This is a genomic window from Microbacterium sp. nov. GSS16 (genome assembly GCF_028198145.1).
Taxonomy (GTDB): Bacteria; Actinomycetota; Actinomycetes; order Actinomycetales; family Microbacteriaceae; genus Microbacterium.
On record NZ_CP116338.1, the window covers coordinates 1,452,671 to 1,475,205 of the forward strand.

17 protein-coding genes and 1 tRNA gene are annotated in these 22,535 nt (G+C 68.7%); 12 read left to right on the forward strand and 6 right to left on the reverse strand.

Annotation, left to right across the window (positions count from 1 at the left end; genetic code table 11):
- The first annotated feature begins 60 nt into the window (after positions 1-60).
- The 9 genes from PGB26_RS06855 (at position 61) to PGB26_RS06895 (ending at position 12,477) form a co-directional block, all read left to right on the forward strand.
- On the forward strand, positions 61-801 hold the full coding sequence (locus tag PGB26_RS06855) for an HAD family hydrolase (protein ID WP_271639585.1): 741 nt from the start codon (positions 61-63) through the stop codon (positions 799-801).
- 26 nt (positions 802-827) lie between these two features.
- Positions 828-3,320: a glycoside hydrolase family 65 protein gene (locus PGB26_RS06860; RefSeq protein WP_271636934.1), complete on the forward strand. Its 2,493-nt coding sequence runs from the start codon at positions 828-830 to the stop codon at positions 3,318-3,320.
- A 98-nt stretch (positions 3,321-3,418) separates the two neighbouring features.
- Positions 3,419-6,001, forward strand: coding sequence for a DNA polymerase III subunit gamma and tau (locus PGB26_RS06865; RefSeq protein ID WP_271636935.1), 2,583 nt, complete (start codon positions 3,419-3,421; stop codon positions 5,999-6,001).
- Positions 6,001-6,594 (forward strand): recombination mediator RecR, encoded by a 594-nt coding sequence (gene recR / locus PGB26_RS06870; protein ID WP_271636936.1) that lies wholly within the window; start codon positions 6,001-6,003, stop codon positions 6,592-6,594. Before PGB26_RS06865 ends, recR begins: the two co-directional genes overlap by 1 nt.
- Entirely contained in the window at positions 6,591-7,655 is a 1,065-nt protein-coding gene (locus PGB26_RS06875) for a DMT family transporter (RefSeq protein WP_271636937.1), read from the forward strand. The genes recR and PGB26_RS06875 overlap by 4 nt, the downstream gene beginning before the upstream one ends.
- Positions 7,656-7,752: 97 nt before the next feature.
- The gene (locus PGB26_RS06880; RefSeq protein ID WP_271636938.1) at positions 7,753-9,039 is read left to right on the forward strand and encodes an aspartate kinase; all 1,287 of its coding nucleotides are present in this window, start codon (positions 7,753-7,755) and stop codon (positions 9,037-9,039) included.
- Between the two features lie 131 nt (positions 9,040-9,170).
- The gene (locus tag PGB26_RS06885; RefSeq protein ID WP_271636939.1) at positions 9,171-10,244 is read left to right on the forward strand and encodes an aspartate-semialdehyde dehydrogenase; all 1,074 of its coding nucleotides are present in this window, start codon (positions 9,171-9,173) and stop codon (positions 10,242-10,244) included.
- A 171-nt stretch (positions 10,245-10,415) separates the two neighbouring features.
- Entirely contained in the window at positions 10,416-11,846 is a 1,431-nt protein-coding gene (locus PGB26_RS06890) for a malate:quinone oxidoreductase (RefSeq protein WP_271639612.1), read from the forward strand.
- A 10-nt stretch (positions 11,847-11,856) separates the two neighbouring features.
- On the forward strand, positions 11,857-12,477 hold the full coding sequence (locus PGB26_RS06895) for a thymidine kinase (RefSeq protein ID WP_271636940.1): 621 nt from the start codon (positions 11,857-11,859) through the stop codon (positions 12,475-12,477).
- 18 nt (positions 12,478-12,495) lie between these two features.
- Here the strand turns inward: PGB26_RS06895 and PGB26_RS06900 are convergent, their stop codons facing one another.
- The 4 genes from PGB26_RS06900 to PGB26_RS06915 form a co-directional block, all read right to left on the reverse strand.
- The gene (locus PGB26_RS06900; protein WP_271636941.1) at positions 12,496-13,269 is read right to left on the reverse strand and encodes an HAD-IIB family hydrolase; all 774 of its coding nucleotides are present in this window, start codon (positions 13,267-13,269) and stop codon (positions 12,496-12,498) included.
- Positions 13,270-13,397: 128 nt separating this feature from the next.
- Positions 13,398-13,471: transfer RNA gene (locus tag PGB26_RS06905), tRNA-Pro, on the reverse strand.
- Between the two features lie 68 nt (positions 13,472-13,539).
- Positions 13,540-14,430, reverse strand: a complete 891-nt coding sequence (locus PGB26_RS06910) for a metallophosphoesterase (RefSeq protein ID WP_271639613.1) — start codon at positions 14,428-14,430, stop codon at positions 13,540-13,542.
- Positions 14,431-14,474: 44 nt separating this feature from the next.
- Positions 14,475-17,072, reverse strand: a complete 2,598-nt coding sequence (locus tag PGB26_RS06915; protein ID WP_271636942.1) for a transglycosylase domain-containing protein — start codon at positions 17,070-17,072, stop codon at positions 14,475-14,477.
- An 84-nt stretch (positions 17,073-17,156) separates the two neighbouring features.
- Between PGB26_RS06915 and PGB26_RS06920 the strand changes: the two genes are divergently transcribed.
- Positions 17,157-17,381, forward strand: coding sequence for a hypothetical protein (locus tag PGB26_RS06920; protein ID WP_071643745.1), 225 nt, complete (start codon positions 17,157-17,159; stop codon positions 17,379-17,381).
- A complete protein-coding gene (locus tag PGB26_RS06925; protein WP_271636943.1) occupies positions 17,378-17,836 on the forward strand; it encodes a RidA family protein in 459 nt (152 codons plus the stop codon). The genes PGB26_RS06920 and PGB26_RS06925 overlap by 4 nt, the downstream gene beginning before the upstream one ends.
- A 66-nt stretch (positions 17,837-17,902) precedes the next feature.
- Here the strand turns inward: PGB26_RS06925 and PGB26_RS06930 are convergent, their stop codons facing one another.
- Complete coding sequence (locus tag PGB26_RS06930; RefSeq protein ID WP_271636944.1) at positions 17,903-19,708, reverse strand: hypothetical protein; 1,806 nt, start codon at positions 19,706-19,708, stop codon at positions 17,903-17,905.
- A 165-nt stretch (positions 19,709-19,873) separates the two neighbouring features.
- On the opposite strand from PGB26_RS06930, the gene PGB26_RS06935 reads away from it, so the two are divergent.
- On the forward strand, positions 19,874-20,491 hold the full coding sequence (locus PGB26_RS06935; protein WP_271636945.1) for a TetR family transcriptional regulator: 618 nt from the start codon (positions 19,874-19,876) through the stop codon (positions 20,489-20,491).
- A 45-nt stretch (positions 20,492-20,536) separates the two neighbouring features.
- Here PGB26_RS06935 and acs read toward each other — a convergent pair whose 3' ends face one another.
- Positions 20,537-22,507: an acetate--CoA ligase gene (gene acs / locus PGB26_RS06940; RefSeq protein WP_271636946.1), complete on the reverse strand. Its 1,971-nt coding sequence runs from the start codon at positions 22,505-22,507 to the stop codon at positions 20,537-20,539.
- Positions 22,508-22,535: the final 28 nt, after the last annotated feature.

A 22,535-nucleotide genomic window follows, 5' to 3' on the forward strand; every position in this document is an offset into this window, starting at 1 on the left:
GTGCTCGCGGCATCCGCTCTCTCACTAGGCTGGACGAGCCCGTCCGACCAAGGAGGTTCCATGTCTGACGCTCTCCCCGATCTGCATCGCACCACCGGCGTGCTCTTCGACCTCGACGGTGTGCTCACGCCGACCGCCGAGGTGCACATGCGCGCCTGGCAGAAGGTCTTCGACGAGGTGTTCGCGCGCTGGGGAATCGAGCCGGCCTACACCGATGACGACTACTTCGCGTACGTCGACGGCAAGAAGCGCTACGACGGGGTCGCCAGCCTGCTGCGCAGCCGCAACGTCGAGCTGCCCTGGGGAGAGGTGACCGACCCGCCCGCGGCCGAGACGGTGTGCGGCGTAGGCAACCGCAAGAACGACGCGTTCATCGCCGTGCTGCGCAGCGAGGGGATCGCCCCGTATCCGGGTTCGCTCGCGCTGCTCGAGAGCCTGCGCGACGCCGGTGTGCCGATGGGGGTCGTGTCGAGCTCGAAGAACGCGGAGGAGGTGCTCGCGAGCGCCGGCATCCGCGATTTCTTCCGCGTCGTCGTCGACGGGCTCGTCGCCGAGCGCGACCACCTCGCATCCAAGCCCGCGCCCGACATGTTCCTCGACGGCGCCCGGATGCTCGGGGTCGACCCCGCCGCGGCCATCGCCGTCGAGGATGCCGTGTCCGGCGTCTCCTCGGCGGCCGCCGCAGGATATGGGGACGTGGTCGGCGTCGACCGCGGCGCGGGCGCCGCGGCTCTGCGCGCGGCGGGTGCGACCTGTATCGTCGATGATCTTGCCCGTCTGCTCGACGACGCGCAGAACTGACCCCCTCACACGCTTTCGGAGAGAGCATGATCGATCGCGACCGCTACCCCGTCGACCCCTGGCGTCTCATCGAGACCCGCTACGACGAGGAGGGGGTGTCGGAGACCGTCTTCACCGTCGGAAACGGCTACCTGGGGCTGCGCGGCAACCACATCGAGGGGCGCGGGGCGCACGAGCACGGCACCTTCATCAACGGCCTGCACGAGACCTGGCCGATCCGCCACGCCGAGCAGGCGTACGGGTTCGCGGAGGTCGGGCAGACGATCGTCAACGCGCCTGACGCCAAGATCATGCGCGTCTACATCGACGACGAGCCGCTCTCATTCGACGAGATGGAGGTGCACGAGTACTCGCGAGCGCTCGACATGCGCACCGGGGTGCTGCAGCGTGACGTCGTCTGGGTGACGCCGTCGGGCAAGCGCGTGCGCATGCGCGACGAGCGGATGGTCAGCTTCGAAGAGCGCCACCTCGCCGTGCTCCGTCTCGAGCTGACGGTCGAGAACGCCGATGCGCCGGTCACGGTCAGCTGCCAGATGATCAACCGGCAGGATGGCGCGGGGATCTACGCCGGCGATCCGATGGCGCGGAAGGGCGACGGCGGGGCCGGCTTCGATCCGCGCAAGAGCAACAGGATCACCGAGCGCGTGCTGCAGCCGGTGGAGTACTGGCAGGACGGGCTGCGCTCGGCTCTGTCGTACCGGGTCTCCGACTCGGGGATGACGGTCGCCGTCGTCGCCGATCACCTCATCGAGACCGAGAACGAGTACAGCGCGCGCACGCTCGTCGAGCCCGATATCGCGAAGAACGTGTTCCGGATCCAGGCGAAGGCCGGGGTGCCGGTCCGGATCGACAAGATCGTCAGCTACCACAGCTCGCGCGGCGTCCCGCCCCGCGAGCTCGTGGACCGCTGCCGCCGTTCCCTCGACCGTGTCGGGGTGGAGGGGGTGGATGCCCTGTTCGCCGCGCAGCGCGCGTGGCTCGACGCGTTCTGGGAGCGCTCCGACGTGCGCATCGCCGGCCATGACGACCTGCAGCAGGCCACCCGCTGGTGCCTGTTCCAGCTCGCGCAGGCCGCCTCGAGGGCCGATGGCAACGGCGTGGCTGCGAAGGGCCTGACCGGCTCTGGCTACAGCGGACACTACTTCTGGGACACCGAGATCTACGTGCTGCCCTTCCTCACCTACACCTCGCCGCAGTGGGCCAAGAACGCGCTGCGCTCGCGGGTGATGATGCTTCCGGCCGCCCGCCGGCGCGCCGCTCAGCTGAACGAGGCGGGTGCGCTGTTCCCGTGGCGCACGATCAACGGCGAAGAGGCCTCGGCGTACTACGCCGCCGGCACGGCGCAGTACCACATCAACGCCGACGTCAGCTTCGCGCTGGGCAAGTACGTGCGCGCCACCGGCGATCTCGACTTCCTGCGCCGGGAGGGCGCCGACATCGCCGTCGAGACCGCGCGCCTGTGGGCGACGCTCGGCTTCTGGCGCGGCACGAACGGCGACTCGACGTTCCACATCCACGGGGTGACCGGGCCGGACGAGTACACCACGGTCGTCAACGACAACCTGTTCACGAACGTGATGGCCCGCTACAACCTGCGCTTCGCGGCGCGCATCGTCGGCGAGATGGCCGTGAACGCCCCTGCCGCGTACGCGGCGCTGGTCGAGCGCACCGGTCTCGACGACGGTGAGCGGGATGCCTGGATGCGCGCGGCCGAGGCGATCCACATCCCGTACAGCGAGGCGCTAGGCATCCACCCGCAGGACGCGTTCTTCCTGGAGCGCGAGGTGTGGGACCTCGAGGGGACGCCGGCCGAGATGCGTCCGCTGCTGCTGCACTACCACCCACTGGTGATCTACCGCTTCCAGGTGCTCAAGCAGGCCGATGTGGTGCTGGCGCTGTTCCTTCAGGGCAACCACTTCACCCAAGAGGAGAAGCTGGCCGACTTCGACTACTACGACCCGCTGACCACGGGCGATTCGACCCTGTCGGCGGTCGTCCAGTCGATCATGGCGGCCGAGGTGGGCTATCAGGATCTCGCCCGCGAGTACTTCGAGCAGGCGCTGTACGTCGACCTGGCTGACCTGCACAACAATGCCTCCGACGGGGTGCACGTCGCGTCGGCGGGCGGGATCTGGACCGCGCTCGTCAGCGGCTTCGGCGGCATGCGCGATCACGACGGCGAGCTGAGCTTCGACCCCCGTCTGCCGCTCGACTGGCCCGAGCTGTCGTACCCGCTGCAATGGCGTGGCTCGCAGCTGCAGGTCACCATCACGCGCAACCAGCTCGACCTCGAGGTGCGCGACGGCGATGCCGTCGAGTTCACCGTGCGCGGCGCGGCGCATCGCGCGGCGGTCGGGGAGCCCGCGTCGGTGCTGCTCGCGGGCCAGGGCCCGGTGCGGCCGGGGCGGCCGACGCTGCGCGGCATCGAGGATGCCCGCCGCGACGACGGCACCCGTCTGTCGGTCTCGCTCCCGGTGACCACGACGACCATCCCCATCATCGACGCGTTCGAGGCCTGACCTCCGTTCGGCGCCTTCGCGCCCTCCCCCCTCCGCGCCGCCCACAGGGGGATCGGACCGGGAGGGCTGATGTCGGCGGCACGCCGTAGGCTGGTCGAGTGACGACAGCCCTGTACCGCCGCTACCGGCCCGAGACCTTCGGCGAGATGATCGGGCAGTCCCAGGTGACCGATCCGCTCATGACCGCCCTGCGCGGCGACCGTGTCGGTCACGCGTATCTGTTCTCGGGTCCGCGCGGCTGCGGTAAGACCACCTCGGCGCGCATCCTCGCACGGTGCCTGAACTGCGCCGAGGGCCCGACCGACACGCCGTGCGGCGTATGCCCGAGCTGCGTCGAGCTGTCTCGCGCGGGCGGCGGCTCGCTCGACGTGGTCGAGATCGACGCCGCGAGCCACAACGGCGTCGATGACGCGCGCGATCTGCGCGAGCGCGCGACCTTCGCTCCCAGCCGCGACCGGTTCAAGATCTTCATCCTCGATGAGGCGCACATGGTCACCCCGCAGGGCTTCAACGCCCTGCTGAAGCTGGTCGAGGAGCCGCCCGCTCACGTGAAGTTCATCTTCGCGACCACCGAGCCCGAGAAGGTGCTCGGCACGATCCGCTCGCGCACGCACCACTACCCGTTCCGGCTGGTGCCGCCGGCGGCGATGCTGGAGTACGTCGAGAAGCTCTGCGGCGAGGAGGGTGTGCAGGTCGAGCCTGGCGTGCTCACGCTCGTCGTGCGGGCGGGCGGCGGATCGCCGCGCGACACGCTCTCGCTGCTCGATCAGCTGATCGCAGGGTCGGATGAGGGGAACGTGACCTACGAGCGCGCCGTCGCGCTGCTCGGCTACACGCACGCCGCGCTGCTCGATGAGATCGTCGACGCGCTCGCCGCCGGCGACGCGGCGGCGGCGTTCCCCGCGGTCGATCGCGTCGTGCAGACGGGGCAGGACCCGCGCCGTTTCGTGGATGACCTGCTCGAGCGCCTCCGCGACCTCATCGTGATCGAGGCGGTGGGAGACGGTGCGTCGGCGGTGCTGCGCGGCATCCCCGCCGACGAGATGGAGCGCATGCAGGGGCAGGCGGCTTCTTTCGGCGCGGCGCGCCTGTCTCGCACCGCTGACCTGGTCAGCCAGGCGCTCGACGACATGAGCGGCGCGACGTCGCCGCGGCTGCACCTCGAGCTGATGGTCGCGCGTGTGCTCGCCGGTTCGTCGCAGGATGCCGGCACCGTGGCGCCGCAGAGTGCATCTGCGCAGGCGGCGCGGGCGCAAGGCGCGCCTGCGCAGACTCCCGCCCCGCAGAGCATGCTCGCGCGGCAGGCGCCGGTGCAGAACCCTGCCGCGCAGACTCACGTTGCGCAGAGCGCGCCCGCGCAGAAGCCGGTGGCAGGGCAGGCCGCGTCGTCCGCCGATGCGCCCAGCGTGTCGCCGGTGATCGTCGAGAACCTCACCGGGTCGGTCCCCGTCGAGCCCGACTCGACGCACGCCGCCCCCTCCGGCTCGGCTCCCATGACAGATCGTGCGGTCGCCGCACCGCAGCCCGCCCATGCGGCGGGTGATCCGGCATCCGGCACCGCGACGCCGAGGATCGAGAACGCGTCCGAGGGTGCGGCTGACACCGCTGCGGAGACGGCTGCTCCCGCGCCGAGTGGACCGGTGACATTCGAGCGCATCGCCGCAGCCTGGCCGGCCGTGCTCACCCGCCTCGAGTCCATCAGCCGGCCCTCATGGCTGATCGTGACGGGCATCCAGCCTCTCGCGTTCGACGCGCGCAGCGAGGTGCTCACGCTCGGGTTCTCGAGCCCGAGCGATGTGCCCCGGTTCAAGGGCACCACACCCGGCAGGAGCACGTCCGACCACCTTCGCGCGGCCATCGAGCAGGAGCTGGGTGTGACGGTCAAGTACCGTCCGGCCCCGCTGCCACCCGGCGGCGGGGGAGCAGCCGCGCCCACCGCGCCCGCAGGATCAGGCCCCGCAGGGTCGGGGGCGGCGTCGACCGGACCCGCCTCTTCCGGATCGGGCTCGGGCGCCGCACCCGCGCGAGATGATGACGCCCCGGCCTCCGGCTGGGCGAATCCGATGAGCGGCCCGCAGAATCTCGGCGGGGCAGGCGGCGCCGCGGTGCCGCCGCGACCGGGCACCGGGGGGCCAGCGTCGAACGCGACCCGCCCCGCGTCGGCGGCGGTCACCGACTGGGCCGTCGCTCCGATCCCATCATCTGCTCCGGTGGCCGTGGCCCCCGCCGCGGTCGAGGAGGCGGAGCATCGCTCGCCGAGCCCGAGCCCGAGCCCGAGCGCACCGGCGACCGCGTCGAGCGCTCCGCAGCCGCAGTTCCCGGTCGACGACGAACCGGGCGAGGTCGAGGCGGCCGGGTCGGCCCCGCGGCCCCCGCACGACGGCGACATCGACGCGCCTCCGCCGCAGGACGATTACCCGCCTTTCGACGACGAGCCGCCGTACGACCCCGAATACGACGAACCACGTCGCCAGGCTGCGACGCCCGCGACACCTGCGGCACGCGCGGCTGATCCTGCGCAGGCGCCCGCTCGCCCGTCTCTTCGTGAGGTGCCCCCGCCCGCGAATCGTCCCCAGGCCTCCGACGGCGTCGAGCGTCGCGGCGAGGCTGTGATCAGGCAGGTGCTCGGGGCGAAGTTCCTGCGTGAAGAGCCCTACCAGCCGCCCTCGAGGTTCAACTGATGTACGACGGAATCGTCCAGGAGCTGATCGACGAGTTCGGCCGCCTCCCCGGCATCGGGCCGAAGTCCGCGCAGCGCATCGCGTTCCACATCCTGCAGACGCCGTCGTTCGACGTCGCGCGGCTCTCCGAGCTGCTCACCGAAGTGCGTGCGCGAGTGCGCTTCTGCGAGGTGTGCGGCAACGTCTCCGAGCAGGATCGCTGCGCCATCTGCCGCGACCCCCGCCGCAACCCGGAGCTGATCTGCGTCGTGGAGGACGCCAAGGACGTCGCCGCCATCGAGCGCACCCGCGAGTTCCGCGGTCTGTACCACGTGCTCGGCGGCGCGATCAGCCCGATAGCCGGCATCGGTCCCGACGACCTGCGGATCGCGCAGCTGATGGCGCGGCTGGCCGACGGCACCGTGCAGGAGGTGATCCTCGCCACGAATCCCAATCTCGAGGGCGAGGCGACCGCCAGCTACCTGAGCCGCCTGCTGACCAGCATGTCGATCACCGTGTCACGACTGGCATCCGGCTTGCCCGTCGGCGGTGACCTCGAATACGCCGACGAGGTGACGCTGGGGCGGGCCTTCGAGGGTCGTCGCCGGCTATGAGCGCGCAGCACGCAGGATTCACTCGCCGCGGCTGGATCCTGTTCGCGATCATGGCGCTCGTCTGGGGCATCACCTACCTCTTCATCAAAGAGGCGGTGCACTCGTTCTCGCCGCCGGCGGTGGTCGCCGGTCGCACGCTGCTCGGCGGCATCATCCTGTTGCCCTTCGCGCTGCGTGCCGGCGCGCTCGCCGCGGCCTGGCGGCACTGGCCCTGGGTGCTCGCCTTCGGTCTGGTCGAGATGGCGGGGCCCTTCCTGCTGCTCAGCCATGCCGAGACGCAGCTGCCGTCCGGTCTGACCGGCCTGCTCGTTTCGACCGTTCCGCTGTTCGCCGTCATCATCGCGCTGCTGCGAGGAGACCGATCCGCTCTCGCGCCGGCCCGGCTCGGCGGCCTGCTGCTCGGCTTCGCCGGCGTCGCGGTGGTCGTCGCCGGCCCCGGCCTCTTCCCGCACGGCCCGAGCAGCGCGTTCGCGATCGGGGAGATCCTGCTGACCGCGGTGCTCTACGCGGTCGCGCCGTTCATCATCGCCCTCAAGCTGAAGGACGTGCCGTCGCTCGGCACCATCACGCTCGCGCTGTTCGCCATCGGGATCGGATACCTTCCAGCCGCGCTGCTCACGCAGCACGAGGTGCCCACCGTCCGCGCCACGGTGTCGCTGCTGCTGCTCGGCATCGTCTGCACGGCGCTCGCCTTCGTCGCCTTCTTCGCACTGATCCGCGAGGTCGGTCCGGTGCGCGCCCCGCTGTTCACCTACGTCAATCCGATCGTCGCCATCGTGCTCGGTGCGATCGTGCTCGCCGAGCCGCTCACGCCCGGCCTGCTGATCGGCTTCCCGGTCGTGCTGATCGGATGCTGGCTCGCGGCGACCGGCGGACGCCTTCGGCCGCGGGCATCCGCTCCCGATCTGACCACGGGACCGATCACCACGACCGAGACCGCGGAGGTGATCGTCTCGGACCCGCGCCCCGACTCCGGCGACCGGCCCGACCTCGCTGAACGGCCGGGCGCCGGCGACGGATCCGATTCCGGCGACCGGCCCGACTCCGGCGGCCGCAGCTGACGCCGCGTCCCGTGCACGCGTCACATGTGTGAGGCGGCATGAGGGTGATTTGTAGAATGTGCCTGGGCGGATCCGCCCTTCGTCCCCGGGAGTGATCGTGGCCCTGATCGTGCAGAAGTACGGCGGTTCGTCCGTCGCCGACGCGGAGAGCATCAAGCGCGTCGCCAAGCGCATCGTCGACACCCGTCGTGCCGGTCACGACGTCGTCGTCGCCGTCAGCGCCATGGGCGACACGACTGACGAGATGCTTGACCTCGCGCACGAGGTGGCGCCCATCCCGGCACCGCGGGAACTCGACATGCTGCTGTCGAGCGGTGAGCGCATCTCGATGGCGCTGCTCGCCATGGCGATCCACTCGATGGGCTTCGAGGCGCGATCGTTCACGGGCAGCCAGGCCGGCATGATCACCGACTCGCACCACGGCAAGGCGCGCATCGTGGATGTCACCCCCGTTCGCCTCCGTGAGGCGCTCGACGAGGGCGCGATCGTCATCGTCGCCGGCTTCCAGGGATTCAACCGCGACACCCGCGACATCACCACGCTAGGGCGCGGCGGATCCGACACCACCGCCGTCGCCCTGGCCGCCGCGCTCAACGCCGACGTCTGCGAGATCTACAGCGACGTCGACGGCATCTTCACCGCGGACCCGCGAGTCATTCCGCGCGCTCGCAAGCTCGAGCAGGTCTCCAGCGAGGAGATGCTCGAGCTCGCCGCCAACGGCGCGAAGGTGCTCTACATCCGCGCCGTCGAGTACGCCCGCCGTCACGGCGTGCTCATCCACGCCCGCTCGACCTTCTCGTCGTCGGAGGGCACGTACGTTCTGGGCGAGGGCATGAAGAACCCGCGCGCCATCGAGGGAGAAGCCATGGAAGAACCGATCGTCGCCGGAGTCGCCACCGACCTCAGCCAGGCCAAGATCACCGTCGCCGGTGTGCCCGATGTGCCGGGCAAGGCAGCCGAGATCTTCAAGATTGTCTCGAAGGCCGGGGCGAACGTCGACATGATCGTGCAGAACGTCTCCGCGGCATCCACCGGTCGCACCGACATCTCCTTCACGCTGCCCAAGGCAGATGCGGCGACGACACTCAAGGCGCTCGCCGCCGAGCAGCGCGAGGTGGGCTTCGAGAACCTGCTGCACGACGATCAGATCGGCAAGCTCTCGGTCGTGGGCGCCGGGATGCGCACCCACTCCGGCGTCTCGGCGATCCTCTTCGAGGCGCTCAGCGCCGGCGGCATCAACATCGAGATGATCTCCACGTCGGAGATCCGCATCTCGGTGGTGCTCCGCGGCGACGACGTCGCCGAGGCGGCGCGCACGGTGCACAGCGCATACGGTCTCGACAGCGAGATCGAAGCTGTCGTGCACGCGGGCACCGGCCGCTGACCCTCTGAAATCCCGGACCCGCACTCGACGGCGACGGGATAGACTCACCGCAACCCTGACATCGGTGCCAGGCGCAGCGTCCGCACCCCGGGGCTGAGCCTGGCGCATCGCCTGCACGCCAAGGATCCCCCATGACCCGTATCTCCGATTCCGGATTCTCGATCGCCATCGTCGGCGCGACCGGCCAGGTCGGCACCGTGATGCGCGACATCCTCATCGAGCGCTCCTTCCCGGTCCGCGAGCTGCGCCTGTTCGCCTCCGCCCGGTCGGCCGGCACTGCCATCGACTTCGGCGGCGTCGACGTGATCGTCGAGGACGTCGAGACGGCGGATGCCTCGGGCATCGACATCGCCCTGTTCTCCGCGGGCGCGACCGCGAGCCGCGCGTATGCCGCGAAGTTCGCCGCAGCGGGAGCGGTGGTCGTCGACAACTCCAGCGCCTGGCGGATGGATCCCGAGGTTCCGCTCGTGGTGAGCGAGGTGAACCCGGATGCCATCGACGAGCGCCCCAAGGGCATCATCGCCAACCCGAACTGCACCACCATGGCGGCCATGCCCGTGCTGAAGGCGCTGCACGCCGAGGCCGGTCTCGAGCGGCTGATCGTAAGCACCTACCAGGCTGTGTCCGGCTCGGGCATCGCCGGTGCGGAGGAGCTGCTCGGCCAGGTCGAGGGAGTCCTCGCGCAGGGCGACACCCTGCGGCTCGTGCACGACGGATCGGCGGTCGACTTCCCCGCGCCGCAGAAGTACGTCGCGCCGATCGCGTTCGATGTCATCCCACTCGCGGGCTCGGTCGTCGACGACGGCGACAACGAGACCGATGAGGAGAAGAAGCTCCGCAACGAGAGCCGCAAGATCCTCGGCCTTCCGGACCTGCGCGTCGCCGGCACCTGCGTGCGCGTGCCCGTCTTCACCGGGCACTCGCTGTCGATCCATGCCGAGTTCGCGCACGACATCACGCCGGATCGTGCGCGTGAAGTGCTGGCATCCGCCCCCGGCGTGGTGCTCGACGAGGTGCCGACGCCGCTGCAGGCCGCCGGCAAGGACCCGAGCTTCGTCGGTCGCATCCGCGCCGACCAGTCCGCCCCCGAGGGGAAGGGCCTGGTGCTGTTCATCAGCAACGACAATCTGCGCAAGGGCGCCGCGCTCAACGCCGTGCAGATCGCCGAAGAGCTCACCAGGCGCCTCGAGCCCGCGGCGGTCTGACGCACGCTCCGAGGCGCCCTGGTCGGTCTTCCTGGTGTGCCGGAGGGGATCGACGGGGTCGCCGGCGGCCGCGTCGGTGGCGCTCCGCGGCCGGAAAGCCGCACCGCCACGGACGACTAGACTGTTCTGGTGACCGAAACCGTCGATGTCGTTCTGATCGGTGGGGGCATCATGTCCGCCACGCTGGGTACCCTGCTGCACGAGCTGCAGCCGGACTGGAAGATCGTCGCCTACGAGCGACTCGGTGGCGTCGCTCAGGAGAGCTCGAACCCGTGGAACAACGCCGGCACCGGTCACGCCGCTCTGTGCGAACTGAACTACATGCCGCAGGGCAAGGACGGCTCGCTCGATCCCGCCAAGGCGATCTCGATCAACGAGCAGTTCCAGCAGAGCCGTGAGTTCTGGTCGACGCTGGTCGAGCGCGGCACCCTCGATGGTCCGTCGACGTTCATCAACTCGGTGCCGCACATGACCTTCGTGCGGGGCGAGAAGGATGTCGCGTTCCTCAAGGCGCGCTACGAGGTGCTGAAGGATCAGCCCCTCTTCGAGGGCATCGAGTACAGCGAGGATTCGCGCGTCATCAACAAGTGGGCCCCGTTGCTCATGCAGAAGCGTCGCAAGGGTGAGCCGTTCGCGGCGACCAGAGTGCCCTCGGGCACCGACGTCGACTTCGGCTCGCTCACCCACCAGCTCTTCGATCACCTGGCCAAGTCGGGCGTGCAGGTGCGCACCGACCACGAGGTGCGCAGCCTCAAGCGCCAGAGCGACGGCAGCTGGCTCGTCAAGTACCGTCACGTCATCGGCCGCACTCCGGGTCAGGTCAAGGCGCGCTTCGTCTTCGTCGGCGCCGGCGGCTGGGCGCTCAAGCTGCTGCAGAAGAGCGGAATCCCTGAGATCAAGGGATACGGCGTCTTCCCGATCGGCGGTCAGTGGCTGAAGACGACCGATCCGGCGCTCGTCTCGCAGCATCAGGCGAAGGTCTACTCGCAGGCCGCGATCGGTGCCCCGCCGATGTCGGTGCCCCACCTCGACACCCGCGTCGTCGACGGGGAGAAGTCGCTGATGTTCGGGCCCTTCGCGACCTTCAGTCCGAAGTTCCTCAAGCACGGCTCGATGCTCGACATCATCACCCAGGTGCGCCCGCACAACCTGTGGCCGATGCTCCGCGTCGCGTTCGCCAACCCCGATCTCATCACGTATCTGATCAGTGAGCTGGTCAAGAGCCACGGCAAGAAGGTCGACAACCTGCGCACGTTCGTGCCGACCGCACGCGATGAGGACTGGGAACTGATCCAGGCAGGGCAGCGCGCCCAGGTGATGAAGAAGGACCCGCAGAAGGGCGGCATCCTGCAGTTCGGCACCGAGGTCGTAGCGGCCGAGGACGGCACCATCGCGGGGCTGCTCGGTGCCTCGCCCGGGGCATCGACCGCGGTGCCGATCATGCTCGGACTGCTCAAGCGCTGCTTCCCCGAGCAGTACGCCGGCTGGGAGCCGAAGCTGAAGGATCTCATCCCGACGATGGGCCGCCGGCTCAACGACGACGCGGACGCCGCGGAGAAGTCGATGAGCGCGACCGCATCCGTTCTGTCCCTCTCGGCCTGACGACCCGACCGTGGCGAAGCTGTACTTCCGCTACGGCGCGATGAACTCGGGCAAGTCCACCGCCCTGCTGCAAGCCGCCTTCAACTACGAGGAGCGTGGTCAGCGAGTGCTGCTGGCCAAGCCCGCGATCGACACGAAGGGCGCGTCGCAGATCGAGAGCAGACTCGGCATGACGCGCGACGTCGACTTCCTCATCGGACCGCACGACGAGGCCCGTGCGCTGTTCACCAGCGTGCGCGAGCGCGTGCTCGAAGAGGGCAAGCACTCGGCCGAGCCGCATGACGTGGCGTGCTTGCTGGTCGACGAGGCGCAGTTCCTGACGCCAGAGCAGATCGACGACCTCTTCCGCATCGCCGTGCTCGACGGCATCCCGGTGATGGCGTACGGCATCCGCAACGACTTCCGCACCCACGCCTTCCCGGGCTCGGCTCGTCTGCTCGCGATCGCCCACTCGCTCGAGGAGCTCAAGACCATCTGCCGGTGCGGCCGCAAAGCGGTCTTCAACGGCCGCATGGTCGACGGCCGCTTCGTGTTCGCCGGCGACCAGGTCGCGATCGACGGCGCCGAGGTGGCGTACGAGTCGCTGTGCGGAAACTGCTACCTCGACGAATCCGGCGGCGTCCTCGACTGACGATCGGCCGGTCGCCGCTCAGCGGGCGACCGGATCGGGCAGGGTGGCGATCAGGGCGTCGAGCTTGTCAGCGGTGTCCTGCCAGCCCTCGACCGCGATGGAACGCACGCCGATCGCCCGCACCGGATAGTCGTTGCCGCCCTCGTCGAGGCGGTCGCCGTAGAAGAGCATCTCATCGAGGCGGAGGCCGGTGTGCTCGACGAGCTTCTGCATGCCGTACGCCTTGTCGATGCCGGCGCGAGTGATGTCGATCGACGTCGAACCTCCCGAGCGCACCTCGAGACCGGGCAAACGCGGTGCCACCGCGTCACGAAGCGCCGCTCGCCGCTCGCCGCTCGGGTCCCACGCGTGCTTGGCGTCGCGCGGAGCGCGCTGACCGAGCGCCGAGAAGGTGATCTGCGAGCCACGGTCCTCGAGGATGTCACCCCACGGCTCCGCCTCCCACAGGCCGAGCCGCTCGGCCTCCTCGCGCAGGGCGGTGAGAGCGGCGGTCTTCTCGTCGTCGCTCAGATCGTGCGCGTACACGGCCGTGAAGGTCGAGCCGTCGTGACGGAGGTAGCGCGTACCGCAGGTCGGCAGCAGGTGCAGACGCGAGTACTCGTCGGGATGCAGTTCGCTGAGGCGGGCGATCACCTGGGTGCGGAACTGCTGCTCGTTGCCGCCGGAGATGATCGCGACATCCACACGCCGCAGCAGCTCGCGAAGCAGGTGGGCGATGCGGTCATCGATCTCGCCCTTCGAGGGCGCGAGGGTGTCATCGAGGTCGAAGGCGACCAGGCGGGGGTGCGTCATGATGAACCAGCTTATTCGAGTCCCCTGTGCAACGGCGGCGCGCGGAGCCTCCTGCGCCGTGGGGCCCACTGACACTCTCGAGCATGCAGAAAGGGACCCACCTTCGGCGGGTCCCTTTCTGCATGCTGTCGGGGTGACAGGATTTGAACCTGCGGCCTCTTCGTCCCGAACGAAGCGCGCTACCAAGCTGCGCCACACCCCGTGATTGCAACCGTTCAAGTCTACATGGCCGACGGTGCAACGACGAATCCGCCGGTGGGTCCGGGCGCGTCAGAGCCGGGCGGTCAGCGTCAGCAGGGTCGCCTCCGGGCGACAGGCGAACCGCACCGGGGCGTAGATCGAATGACCGCACCCTGCCGAGACGTTCAGCGGCACCGTGCGACCGCGGTGCGACCAACTGCTCAGACCCTTCGCCTGCTTCAGCGGGATGTCGCAGTTCGCCACCAACGCGCCGAAGCCGGGCAGACACACCTGCCCGCCGTGGGTGTGACCGGCGAACAGCGCGTCGGCGCCCAGATCGACGAACCTGTCGAGCACACGCCGGTACGGCGCGTGGGCGACGGCGATGCGTGAGGTGGCCGTGGTGGGGGCGGCGTCCGTCGATGAGATCGCGGCGGTGACCGCGCCGAAATCGTCCCACCCGCGGTGGGGGTCGTCGACGCCGAAGAGATCGATGCTGTTGCCGGCGACGTCCATCCGCGCGGCCGTGTTGTTCAGATCGACCCAGCCGAGCTCGTCGATGAAGAACGCATCCATCGCTGCGGTGTCGAGCGGCTGCGGCTTGTGATGCACACGGGAAGGGCCCCGGAAGTAGTTCAGCGGATTGCGCGGTGCGGGCGCCTGCACATCGTTCGACCCGTGCACGAAGACACCGGGGATGCCGGCGAACGGGGCGAACGCGCGCCGGATTCCGGTCAGCCCTTCCGTGTGCCCTAGGTTGTCGCCCGTGTTCACGATCAGGTCGGGACCGAGCTCTGCCAGCGACGCGAGCCACTGCTGCTTGCGGCGCTGCCAGGGTGCCATGTGCGCGTCGGAGATGTGCAGCACGCGAACAGGTGCGCTGCCCGGTGCCAGAGCGGCTGCACTGGCTTCACGCACGGTGAACAGGTAGCGCTCGATGCCGATTCCCCAGACTGCGGCGCCGGCGCCGACGGCCCCCATCGCGCCGAGCGCGATGAGGGCCGGGTGTGCGGCAGTGCGACGGCTCACCCGTCACCCGCGCACGTGAGCGTGATGACGGTGCCGGCGGGCGCGGCCGTGTCGGCGGGAGGATTCTGGCCGTTCACGGTCGACCCGTTCTTGCATCCGTCTGCCGAGACGCCGAAACCGGCGCCTTCGAGCGCGGTCTTGGCCTGGTTGAACTTCGCGCCCGTCACCTTCGGCACCGTCGCCTGCGCCGCGGGCTGATTGCCCGTGCTCGGTCGCAGCGTCACCGTGGTGCCACTGGCCACCCGGCCGGCGCCAGGAGTCTGCTCTGCGACGAGGCCGGCACCGATCTGACTGTCGACGGGCTCTCCGACCTGCACGCTGAATCCTGCCGCGTCCAGAATCTGAGTGGCTTCCTCGACAGACTTGCCGACCACGTCGGGCAGATCCTTCGGGACCGTGCGGGTCAGACTGCGGTCGGGCTCGGGGAACCGGTCGCCGCCGTACACCGCGTTCGCCGCGCGCTGGATGTCCCTTGCGAGCGGATAGCGGATGTCGTTGAGCCGTGTCCCGTGCGCACGGAAGTTCTTCAGGTCTTCGCGGCCGTCGGCGTTTCCGACCCACACCGCTGTCGTGACCTTGGTGCTCGACTCCACCAGCATCGTGTGCGACTTCTCAGCAGTACCGGTCTTGCCGATGACCTGGATCCCGTCGTTGGGCTTGGCGCCGGAGCCGGTGCCGCCCTCCATCACGCCCCGCAGCGCGTATGCGGCGGTCGCCGCCACCTCAGGGGAAATCACCTGCGTGCAGCTGGTCTTCGGGAGGGGGATCTCCTTGCCGTCCTGGGCGACGATCTTGTCGATCACGCGAGGTTCGCAGAAGATGCCCTTGTTGGCGACGGTGGCGTAGGCGCCCGCCATCTGAATCGGGGCGACGGACTTCGAGCCGAGCACGGTGGGGAACGGGTCGTTGACCGCGGCGCCGTCAGTGGTGACATCTCCCATGTTGCCGTAGTGCACGCCGAGCCGCTTCGCCATCTTGTTGATGTCGCACAGGTCGAGCTTCTGAGCCATGGCCAAGAAGCCGGTGTTCAGCGAGGCCGCGGTGAAGCTGCGCACGCTGCTGACCGATCCCCGTCCTCCTCCGAAGTTCTCCGACGAATTCTCTCGCGTGAGGGTGTAGGTGCCGCCGCACTGCGCGAACTTGCCCAAGACCGGATAGCGCCCGTCGAGCACCTCGTTGACCGAATGCCCGCGCTCGAGCCACTCCAGCAGCGTGAAGAGCTTCCACGTCGATCCGGTCTCGAAGCCGTTCGTGGAGCCGTTGTGCTTCTTATCGGCGGCGAACACCTGCGAGGACTGCCCGTTGGCGAGGCTCGCATTCGACGACTCGCTGAACTCCGTGTTCTGCGCGATTGCGAGGATGCGGCCGGTGGACGCTTCGATCGAGACGCCGGCGCCGCCGACGAGAATGCCCGGCATCGCGGCAGGCACTCTCTCGCGCACGGCCTGCACCGCGGGACCCTGCACCCGCATGTCGAGCGAGGTGTAGATCTGCATGCCGCCGCGTCGCATGTTCTCGACGCGCTTCTCGGGCGTGGCGCCGAATGCCTCGTCCGACTCGACGACCGACTTCACATACTGACAGAAATACGCATTGGCGCCCGCAGCTGCACAGCCTTGCGTGGTCTGCGTGAGATTCGGCTCGATCGGCGCCTCGACGGCGGCAGCGTGCTGCTCCTCGGTGATCTGTCCGTTCTTCAGCATCTGACCGAGAACGTAGTCACGGCGGTCGCGCGTCGTCGCGTAGCCGTCCGCAGCATTGTTGTGCGCGACGCCGTCCTTATCGGTCCACGTGCCCTCCTCCGGGCGGTCGATGCGCAGCAGGTTGGGCTCCTGAACCATGCCCGCCAGCGTTGCCGCCTGCACGAGCGTCACGTTCGCCGCGCTCGTGCCGAAATAGCGGTTGGCCGCAGCCTCGATACCGTAGGTGGTGCCGCCGAAATTCGACACGTTCAGGTATCCCAGCAGGATCTCGTTCTTCGAGTAGTCCTTCTCGATCTGCACCGCGTAGCGCATCTCCTGCAGTTTGCGCTCGATGCCCTCGGCGCCCTTCGACTGCGCGGCACCTTCGAAGCACTGCCGGATCTTGCCGTCGTAGTCCTCGTCGCCCGGGCTGACGCCCTGCTCGCACTCCTGGATCAGAGCGTTCTTCACATACTGCTGGGTGATCGTCGACGCGCCTCGAGAAGACGAGCCCGTGAAGTTCTCGACCGCGGCCTTCATGGTCTGGAGGAGGTTGACGCCGCCGTGCTCGTAGAAGTTCTTGTCCTCGCTCGAGAGGATCGCGTCGTACAGCAACGGCGACACCTGCTCGAACGTCACGGGCACCCGGTTCTGGTCGAAGAACTTCGCCAGCTGGAAGGGCTGACCGTCCTCGCCGGTTCCATAGAACTCGGTCGGCTCCATGGGAGGGTTGGGTGTCAGGCTGTTCGGCAGGTTGTCGAAGATCGTCAGTGCCTGCGACCCCGTCACTCCGGCGACGGCGATGGCGGGGGTGACGGCTGCGGTGACCAGCACCCCGGCGACCGCGCTCAGACCCACCAGGCCGAGCAGACCGCCGAGCACACCAGACAGCGTGCGTTTCTTTTGAGGCATACGCTGATGTTAAGGGAATTCCCTGAATAAGAGCCTCGACGCTTCGGCATCCCGTGCCGTACGTCGCCGACGCACAGGAGTGCCATGATCACGTGGGAGTATCTGACCACGCCGCTGCTGATCCACAACACGGCGGCGATCCTCAACAACTGGGGCAAGCAGGGCTGGGAGCTCGTGCAGGTCGTCCAGGGCCCGGAGGGCGGCCTGGTCGCCTACCTGAAGCGCCCGATCACGCAGGACTCGACAGCCAACGCCGGCCTCGCCGCCGCGGCCGAGGCATCCCGTCAGTTCGACGGAGCTCAGCAGTGAGCGTCTCCGCGCGTCTGACAGAGCTCGGCATCGAGCTGCCCGCCGTCGCCGCTCCCGTCGCCGCGTACGTCCCGGCCGTGGTGCACGGTGGTCTCGTCTACACATCGGGGCAGCTGCCCTTCGTCGACGGCGCGCTGCCGGCGACCGGGAAGGTCGGCGCAGAGATCGATGCGGTGGATGCCCACAGCTACGCCCGCACGTGCGCGCTGAACGCGCTGGCGGCCGCCGCTCAGGCAGCGGGAGGCGTCGACCGGATCGCCGGCGTGCTGCGGGTGGGGGGCTTCGTGGCATCCGACCCCGCCTTCACCGGTCAGCCGGCCGTCGTCAACGGCGCCAGCGAGGTGCTCGGCGAGATCTTCGGTGACGCGGGGAAGCACGCCCGCGCGGCTGTCGGGGTGGCGAGCCTGCCGCTCGACACCCCTGTCGAGGTCGAGGTCACCTTCATCCTCGCTTGAGCCGGGCATCGCATACGAAGGCCGCCCGCGCCCCTGGCGCCGGCGGCCTCCGTACTTGTCGCCGGATCAGACGCGCGCGCGGCGCCGCGCCCGGAGAGATGAGCTGAGCAGCGCCCCCGCTCCAAGCACGAGCAGCGCTGACCCGGCCCAGAGCGCCGCACTCGAGTCGCCGCCGGTCGCGGCCAGTTCGTTGCGCTGCACGGTCACCGCGGCGATCACGGTGAGGCCGATCTTGTCGAAGCTGACGATGAGGTGATGCTCGCCGTCGGCGACCCCGGCGAGGTCGAAGTCGCCGGTGATGGCTGTGCTGTCCCACTGGACAGTGCCGATCGATACCGGAGTCGATCGCATACTGCCGATGATCGATGACCGCGAGTTCTGCATCTTCTGGAGGAACGAGGACATCACGCCGACCGCTTCATTGCGCTTGTCGGTCAGGCCGGCCAGCCGCAGCATGTTCATCTGCTGAGCGTTGGTGAGGGTGTCGAGTTCGCGACGCAGCGATGTGACGAGCGCAGCCGCGGCCGTTCTCGCCTCGGCGGAGTCCGAGGTGGCTGAAAGGAGAGCGTGCGACTCCACGGCGATGCCTGCGGCTGCGATCGCGGCCGCCAGCGATTCATCAGTCGGCGCGGCGACGTACGCATGCAAGGCCGAGACTGCCGCATTGAGCACGGCTATGCGGGCGTTGCGTCCTTGCACATCCGTGACCTGAGAGCCCAGCTCCTGGTCGAGCAGCTGGGCACGCTGATCCTGGGCAGCGAGCAGAGCCCCTTCGAGATCGAACGCAGTGAGCGAGAGCTGGTTCACGGTCACGCCCGGCAGGCTGGAGATCACCGGCGACAGCAACCGGGATGCGGCGGCCGCTTTGTCCGGAGTCGGCTGCTGCGCAAGACCGAGCGCCTGCCCCGAGCCGTTGTAAAGAGGGAACGTGCTGTTCGGCGCGCCTGCTGCTGCGTCGAGCAGAGTGGCAAGTTCGGACTCGGATATGCCGCTGAGAACGTCCGCGAGATCAGTGTCGTCAGGGCGCTGATAGAACGCGATGTGGACTTGCTGAACCGGATCGAAAGAGGGTCCGGTCGGAGTCGGAGTCGGAGTCGGAGTCGGAGTCGTCGGGGATGGCGACGGGGACTGGGCGTCCGTCGGTGTCGGCGTCGGTGTCGGTGTCGGTGTCGGTGTCGGTGTCGGGGTAGGCGTCGGCGTCGCGCTGTCTGAAATGAGCGCGAACGAGCGGGTCACATCGGTGAGGCTGGGGCTCTCGTTGCCCCGAGGAAGCGCGAAGGCGGGGTTGGTCGACGGCTGGGCATCCGCGAGCGTGAGGCCCGGTGCCGGCTCGAACGAGATGCGGTAATCGTCGGTGGATGTCGTCGGCAGCGAGCCGGATCGGAAGGTGCCGTCGGCGGCGACGGCGACGCGCTGCACTGCCGTCCCCCCGCTGAGGATGGTGACGCTCGAGCCCGAGAGATCGGCGAGAGGGTAGGCATCCGCGGTTGCGGTCACCGCACCGCGGATCGCACCGAACGAACCCTCCAGTGCGATAGTGACGGGATCGCCCAGAGTGGGATTGAACTCCGTCCTCACAGTCGAGTCGACGAGGTCGCCGACACTGCCGGGCCAGGATGCCTCGGCGATGAAGCTGGTGTCCGTCGCGGGCACGCGGAGGGATACGGTCCCGTCTGCCGAGGTGGTGCCGGTGGCGATCAACTGGTCGAGGCCGTCGGTCGAGAGCACGGTCACAGCAGCGCCGCCGAGCGGTGAGGATGCCGCCCCGTGGGAGAGCGTCGTCGTGATGAGTATGTGTTCTGCTTCGGGCTCCGCGGCGCTCGCGGTCACAGGCAGCCCCATGAGGATGACTCCGGTGACAGTGGACAGCACTCCTGCAACGCGTAGCGGTGAGATCAGATCTCGATGTCGTTCCTTGGTGGCGCGTGGCATATCGACCCCTTCTGATCGCTTCAACGCTAACTATGGACTGAATCCAATCTTGGATGCAACCCAGTAAATATGGCGTAGTCTCGGAGGGACATCGAGGAGGTGGAGTTGGCGGAAGGACTCCGAGAGAAGAAGATGCGCGTCGCGCGTCGGGCCATGGAGGAGGCTGCGGTCGGGCTCGCCTACGACGAAGGCGTCCAAGCCGTGACGGTCGACCGCATATGCGAGACGGCGATGGTCTCGCGCAGCACGTTCTTCAACTACTTTCCCTCGCTCGAGCATGCAATCTTCGGGCCCGCTCTGGTCTACGACCCGGTACTCACCGAGCGCATCCTGAGGGCGAACCGAGACGACCTTGTGATCGCCGCCTCGCGGATTGTGATGGAGTCCGTGCGCGGGCAGGGGGACGACGAAATCCTGCGCAAGCGGTTCGCGCTGTTCGCCCGGGAGCCGGGCACGACGACGACGGTGTCGTGGGGAGCGGAGGCGAGCCGCGCAGGTCTGCAGGACGTGATCGAGAACTGGCTTGATGCGCATCCGGCATCGGCTCGCCTGGTGGATGCCGATCACGCCACAGAGGCGCGGATGATCGTGAACTTCTCCATCACGCTCGGTGACGAGGTCATGCGGCTGGTGGCTGAGGACGGCGAGGACTTCCCGTTCGACCCCGCAGTGTTCCGGACGGTACGCGAGCGGATGCAGGCGCTGAGCGCACCCGCACGGTGAAGGCCCCGCACCGAGGATCGCGGGACGGGGCCTTCGAGACCGCCGCTACTTCACCTGACTCGTGATCGTGCTCATCACCATGGTGTCGGCGAGCGTCGTCGTGTCGCCGACCTCGCGGCCCTCGGCGACGTCGCGCAGCAGACGACGCATGATCTTGCCCGAGCGCGTCTTCGGCAGCTCGTTCACGATGTAGACGTCGCGGGGGCGCGCGATCGGGCCGATCTGCTCGCCGACCCAGCCGCGCAGCAGCGTTGCGAGGCCCTCGGGGGAGTGCGCCTCGAAGTAGCTCTGCTTGATGATCACGAAGGCGACCACCGCCTGACCTGTGGTCTCATCCGAGGCGCCGACTACGGCGGCCTCGGCCGTGGCTTCGTGCGCGACGAGCGATGACTCGATCTCGGTCGTGGACAGGCGGTGACCCGACACGTTCATCACGTCGTCGACGCGACCGAGCAGCCACAGATCGCCGTCTTCGTCGAGACGCGCACCGTCGCCCGCGAAGTAGTAGCCCTTGTCCTGGAACTTCTCCCAGTAGGTCTCCTTGAACCGTTCCGGGTCGCCCCAGATGCCGCGCAGCATCGACGGCCACGGCTCGGTGATGACCAGCAGCCCGCCGTTGCCGTTCCCGACCTCGACGCCCTCGTCGTCGACCACGTCGATGGAGATGCCGGGGATCGGAACCTGCGCGGAGCCCGGCTTGGTCGCGGTGATGCCTGGCAGCGGGGAGACCATGATGGCGCCCGTCTCGGTCTGCCACCAGGTGTCGACGATCGGGGCCGCGCCGCCGCCGATCACCTCCCGGTACCACATCCACGCCTCCGGGTTGATGGGCTCGCCCACCGAGCCGAGCAGGCGCAGGCTCGACAGGTCGAACTTCTGCGGGATCTGGCGGCCGAGCTTCATGAACGAGCGGATCGCCGTCGGCGCGGTGTAGAAGATGGTCACGCCGTACTTCTCGATCAGCTCCCACCAGCGGCCGGGGTGCGGCGAGTCCGGTGTGCCCTCGAAAAGCACCTGGGTCGCGCCGTTGGCGAGCGGACCATAGGTGACGTAGCTGTGTCCGGTCACCCAGCCGATGTCGGCCGTGCACCAGAAGACGTCGGTCTCGGGATGCAGGTCGAAGACGTACTTGTGCGTGTAGGCGGCCTGCACGAGGTACCCGCCCGAGGTGTGCAGGATGCCCTTCGGCTTCCCCGTCGTGCCCGACGTGTACAGGATGAAGAGCGGGTTCTCGGCGGGGAATGGCTGAGCCTCGTGATCGCGGGATGCCTGCGGCACGACGTCGTGCCACCAGATGTCGCGCTCGTCGGTCCAGTCGACCTCGTTTTCGCCGCGCTTGACGACGAGCACGTGCTCGACGGTCTGCTGCTCGCCTTCACCGTTGCGGTCGCTGAGCGCCTGGTCGACGGCGGGCTTGAGAGCCGACACCTTGCCCTTGCGATAGCCGCCGTCCGCGGTGATCACGAGCTTCGCGCCGGCGTCGTCGATGCGCGAGCGCAGACTGTCGGCGCTGAACCCGCCGAAGACGACCGAGTGGATCGCGCCGACGCGCGCGACGGCGAGCATCGAGACTACGGCCTCGGGGATCATCGGGAGGTAGATGGCCACCCGGTCGCCGTGGCCGACGCCGAGATCCTGCAGCACGTTCGCCGCGCGCCTGACCTCGTCGGTGAGCTCGGCGTACGTGATGCGGCGCTCATCGCCCGGCTCGCCCTCCCACAGGATCGCGACGCGGTCGCCGTTGCCGGCCTCCACGTGCCGGTCGAGGCAGTTGTAGGCGACGTTGAGCTCGCCGTCGTCGAACCACTTCGCGAACGGCGGGTTCGACCAGTCGAGCACCTGCGTGAACGGCTTGTGCCAGTGCACGCTCTCCCGCGCCTGCTCGCCCCAGAAAGCCTCCCGGTCGGCGGCAGCCCGCTCGTACAGGGCGGGGTCGTCGATCGACTGGGCGACGAACTCCTCCGACGGCGGGAATCTGCGGGCCTCGTCGAGGAGGTGGTCGATCTGGCTGCTCATGCACTCGCTCCTTTGCGCGGTCGGGCGA

Bases quoted from the DNA above. Each gene is read 5' to 3' on its own strand.
- PGB26_RS06855 (WP_271639585.1), top strand. From the start codon at position 61: ATGTCTGACGCTCTCCCCGATCTGCATCGCACCACCGGCGTGCTCTTC.
- PGB26_RS06860 (WP_271636934.1), top strand. From the start codon at position 828: ATGATCGATCGCGACCGCTACCCCGTCGACCCCTGGCGTCTCATCGAG.
- recR (WP_271636936.1), top strand. From the start codon at position 6,001: ATGTACGACGGAATCGTCCAGGAGCTGATCGACGAGTTCGGCCGCCTC.
- PGB26_RS06875 (WP_271636937.1), top strand. From the start codon at position 6,591: ATGAGCGCGCAGCACGCAGGATTCACTCGCCGCGGCTGGATCCTGTTC.
- PGB26_RS06885 (WP_271636939.1), top strand. From the start codon at position 9,171: ATGACCCGTATCTCCGATTCCGGATTCTCGATCGCCATCGTCGGCGCG.
- PGB26_RS06890 (WP_271639612.1), top strand. From the start codon at position 10,416: ATGTCCGCCACGCTGGGTACCCTGCTGCACGAGCTGCAGCCGGACTGG.
- PGB26_RS06900 (WP_271636941.1), bottom strand. From the start codon at position 13,269: ATGACGCACCCCCGCCTGGTCGCCTTCGACCTCGATGACACCCTCGCG.
- PGB26_RS06910 (WP_271639613.1), bottom strand. From the start codon at position 14,430: ATGGGGGCCGTCGGCGCCGGCGCCGCAGTCTGGGGAATCGGCATCGAG.
- PGB26_RS06915 (WP_271636942.1), bottom strand. From the start codon at position 17,072: ATGCCTCAAAAGAAACGCACGCTGTCTGGTGTGCTCGGCGGTCTGCTC.
- PGB26_RS06920 (WP_071643745.1), top strand. From the start codon at position 17,157: ATGATCACGTGGGAGTATCTGACCACGCCGCTGCTGATCCACAACACG.
- acs (WP_271636946.1), bottom strand. From the start codon at position 22,507: ATGAGCAGCCAGATCGACCACCTCCTCGACGAGGCCCGCAGATTCCCG.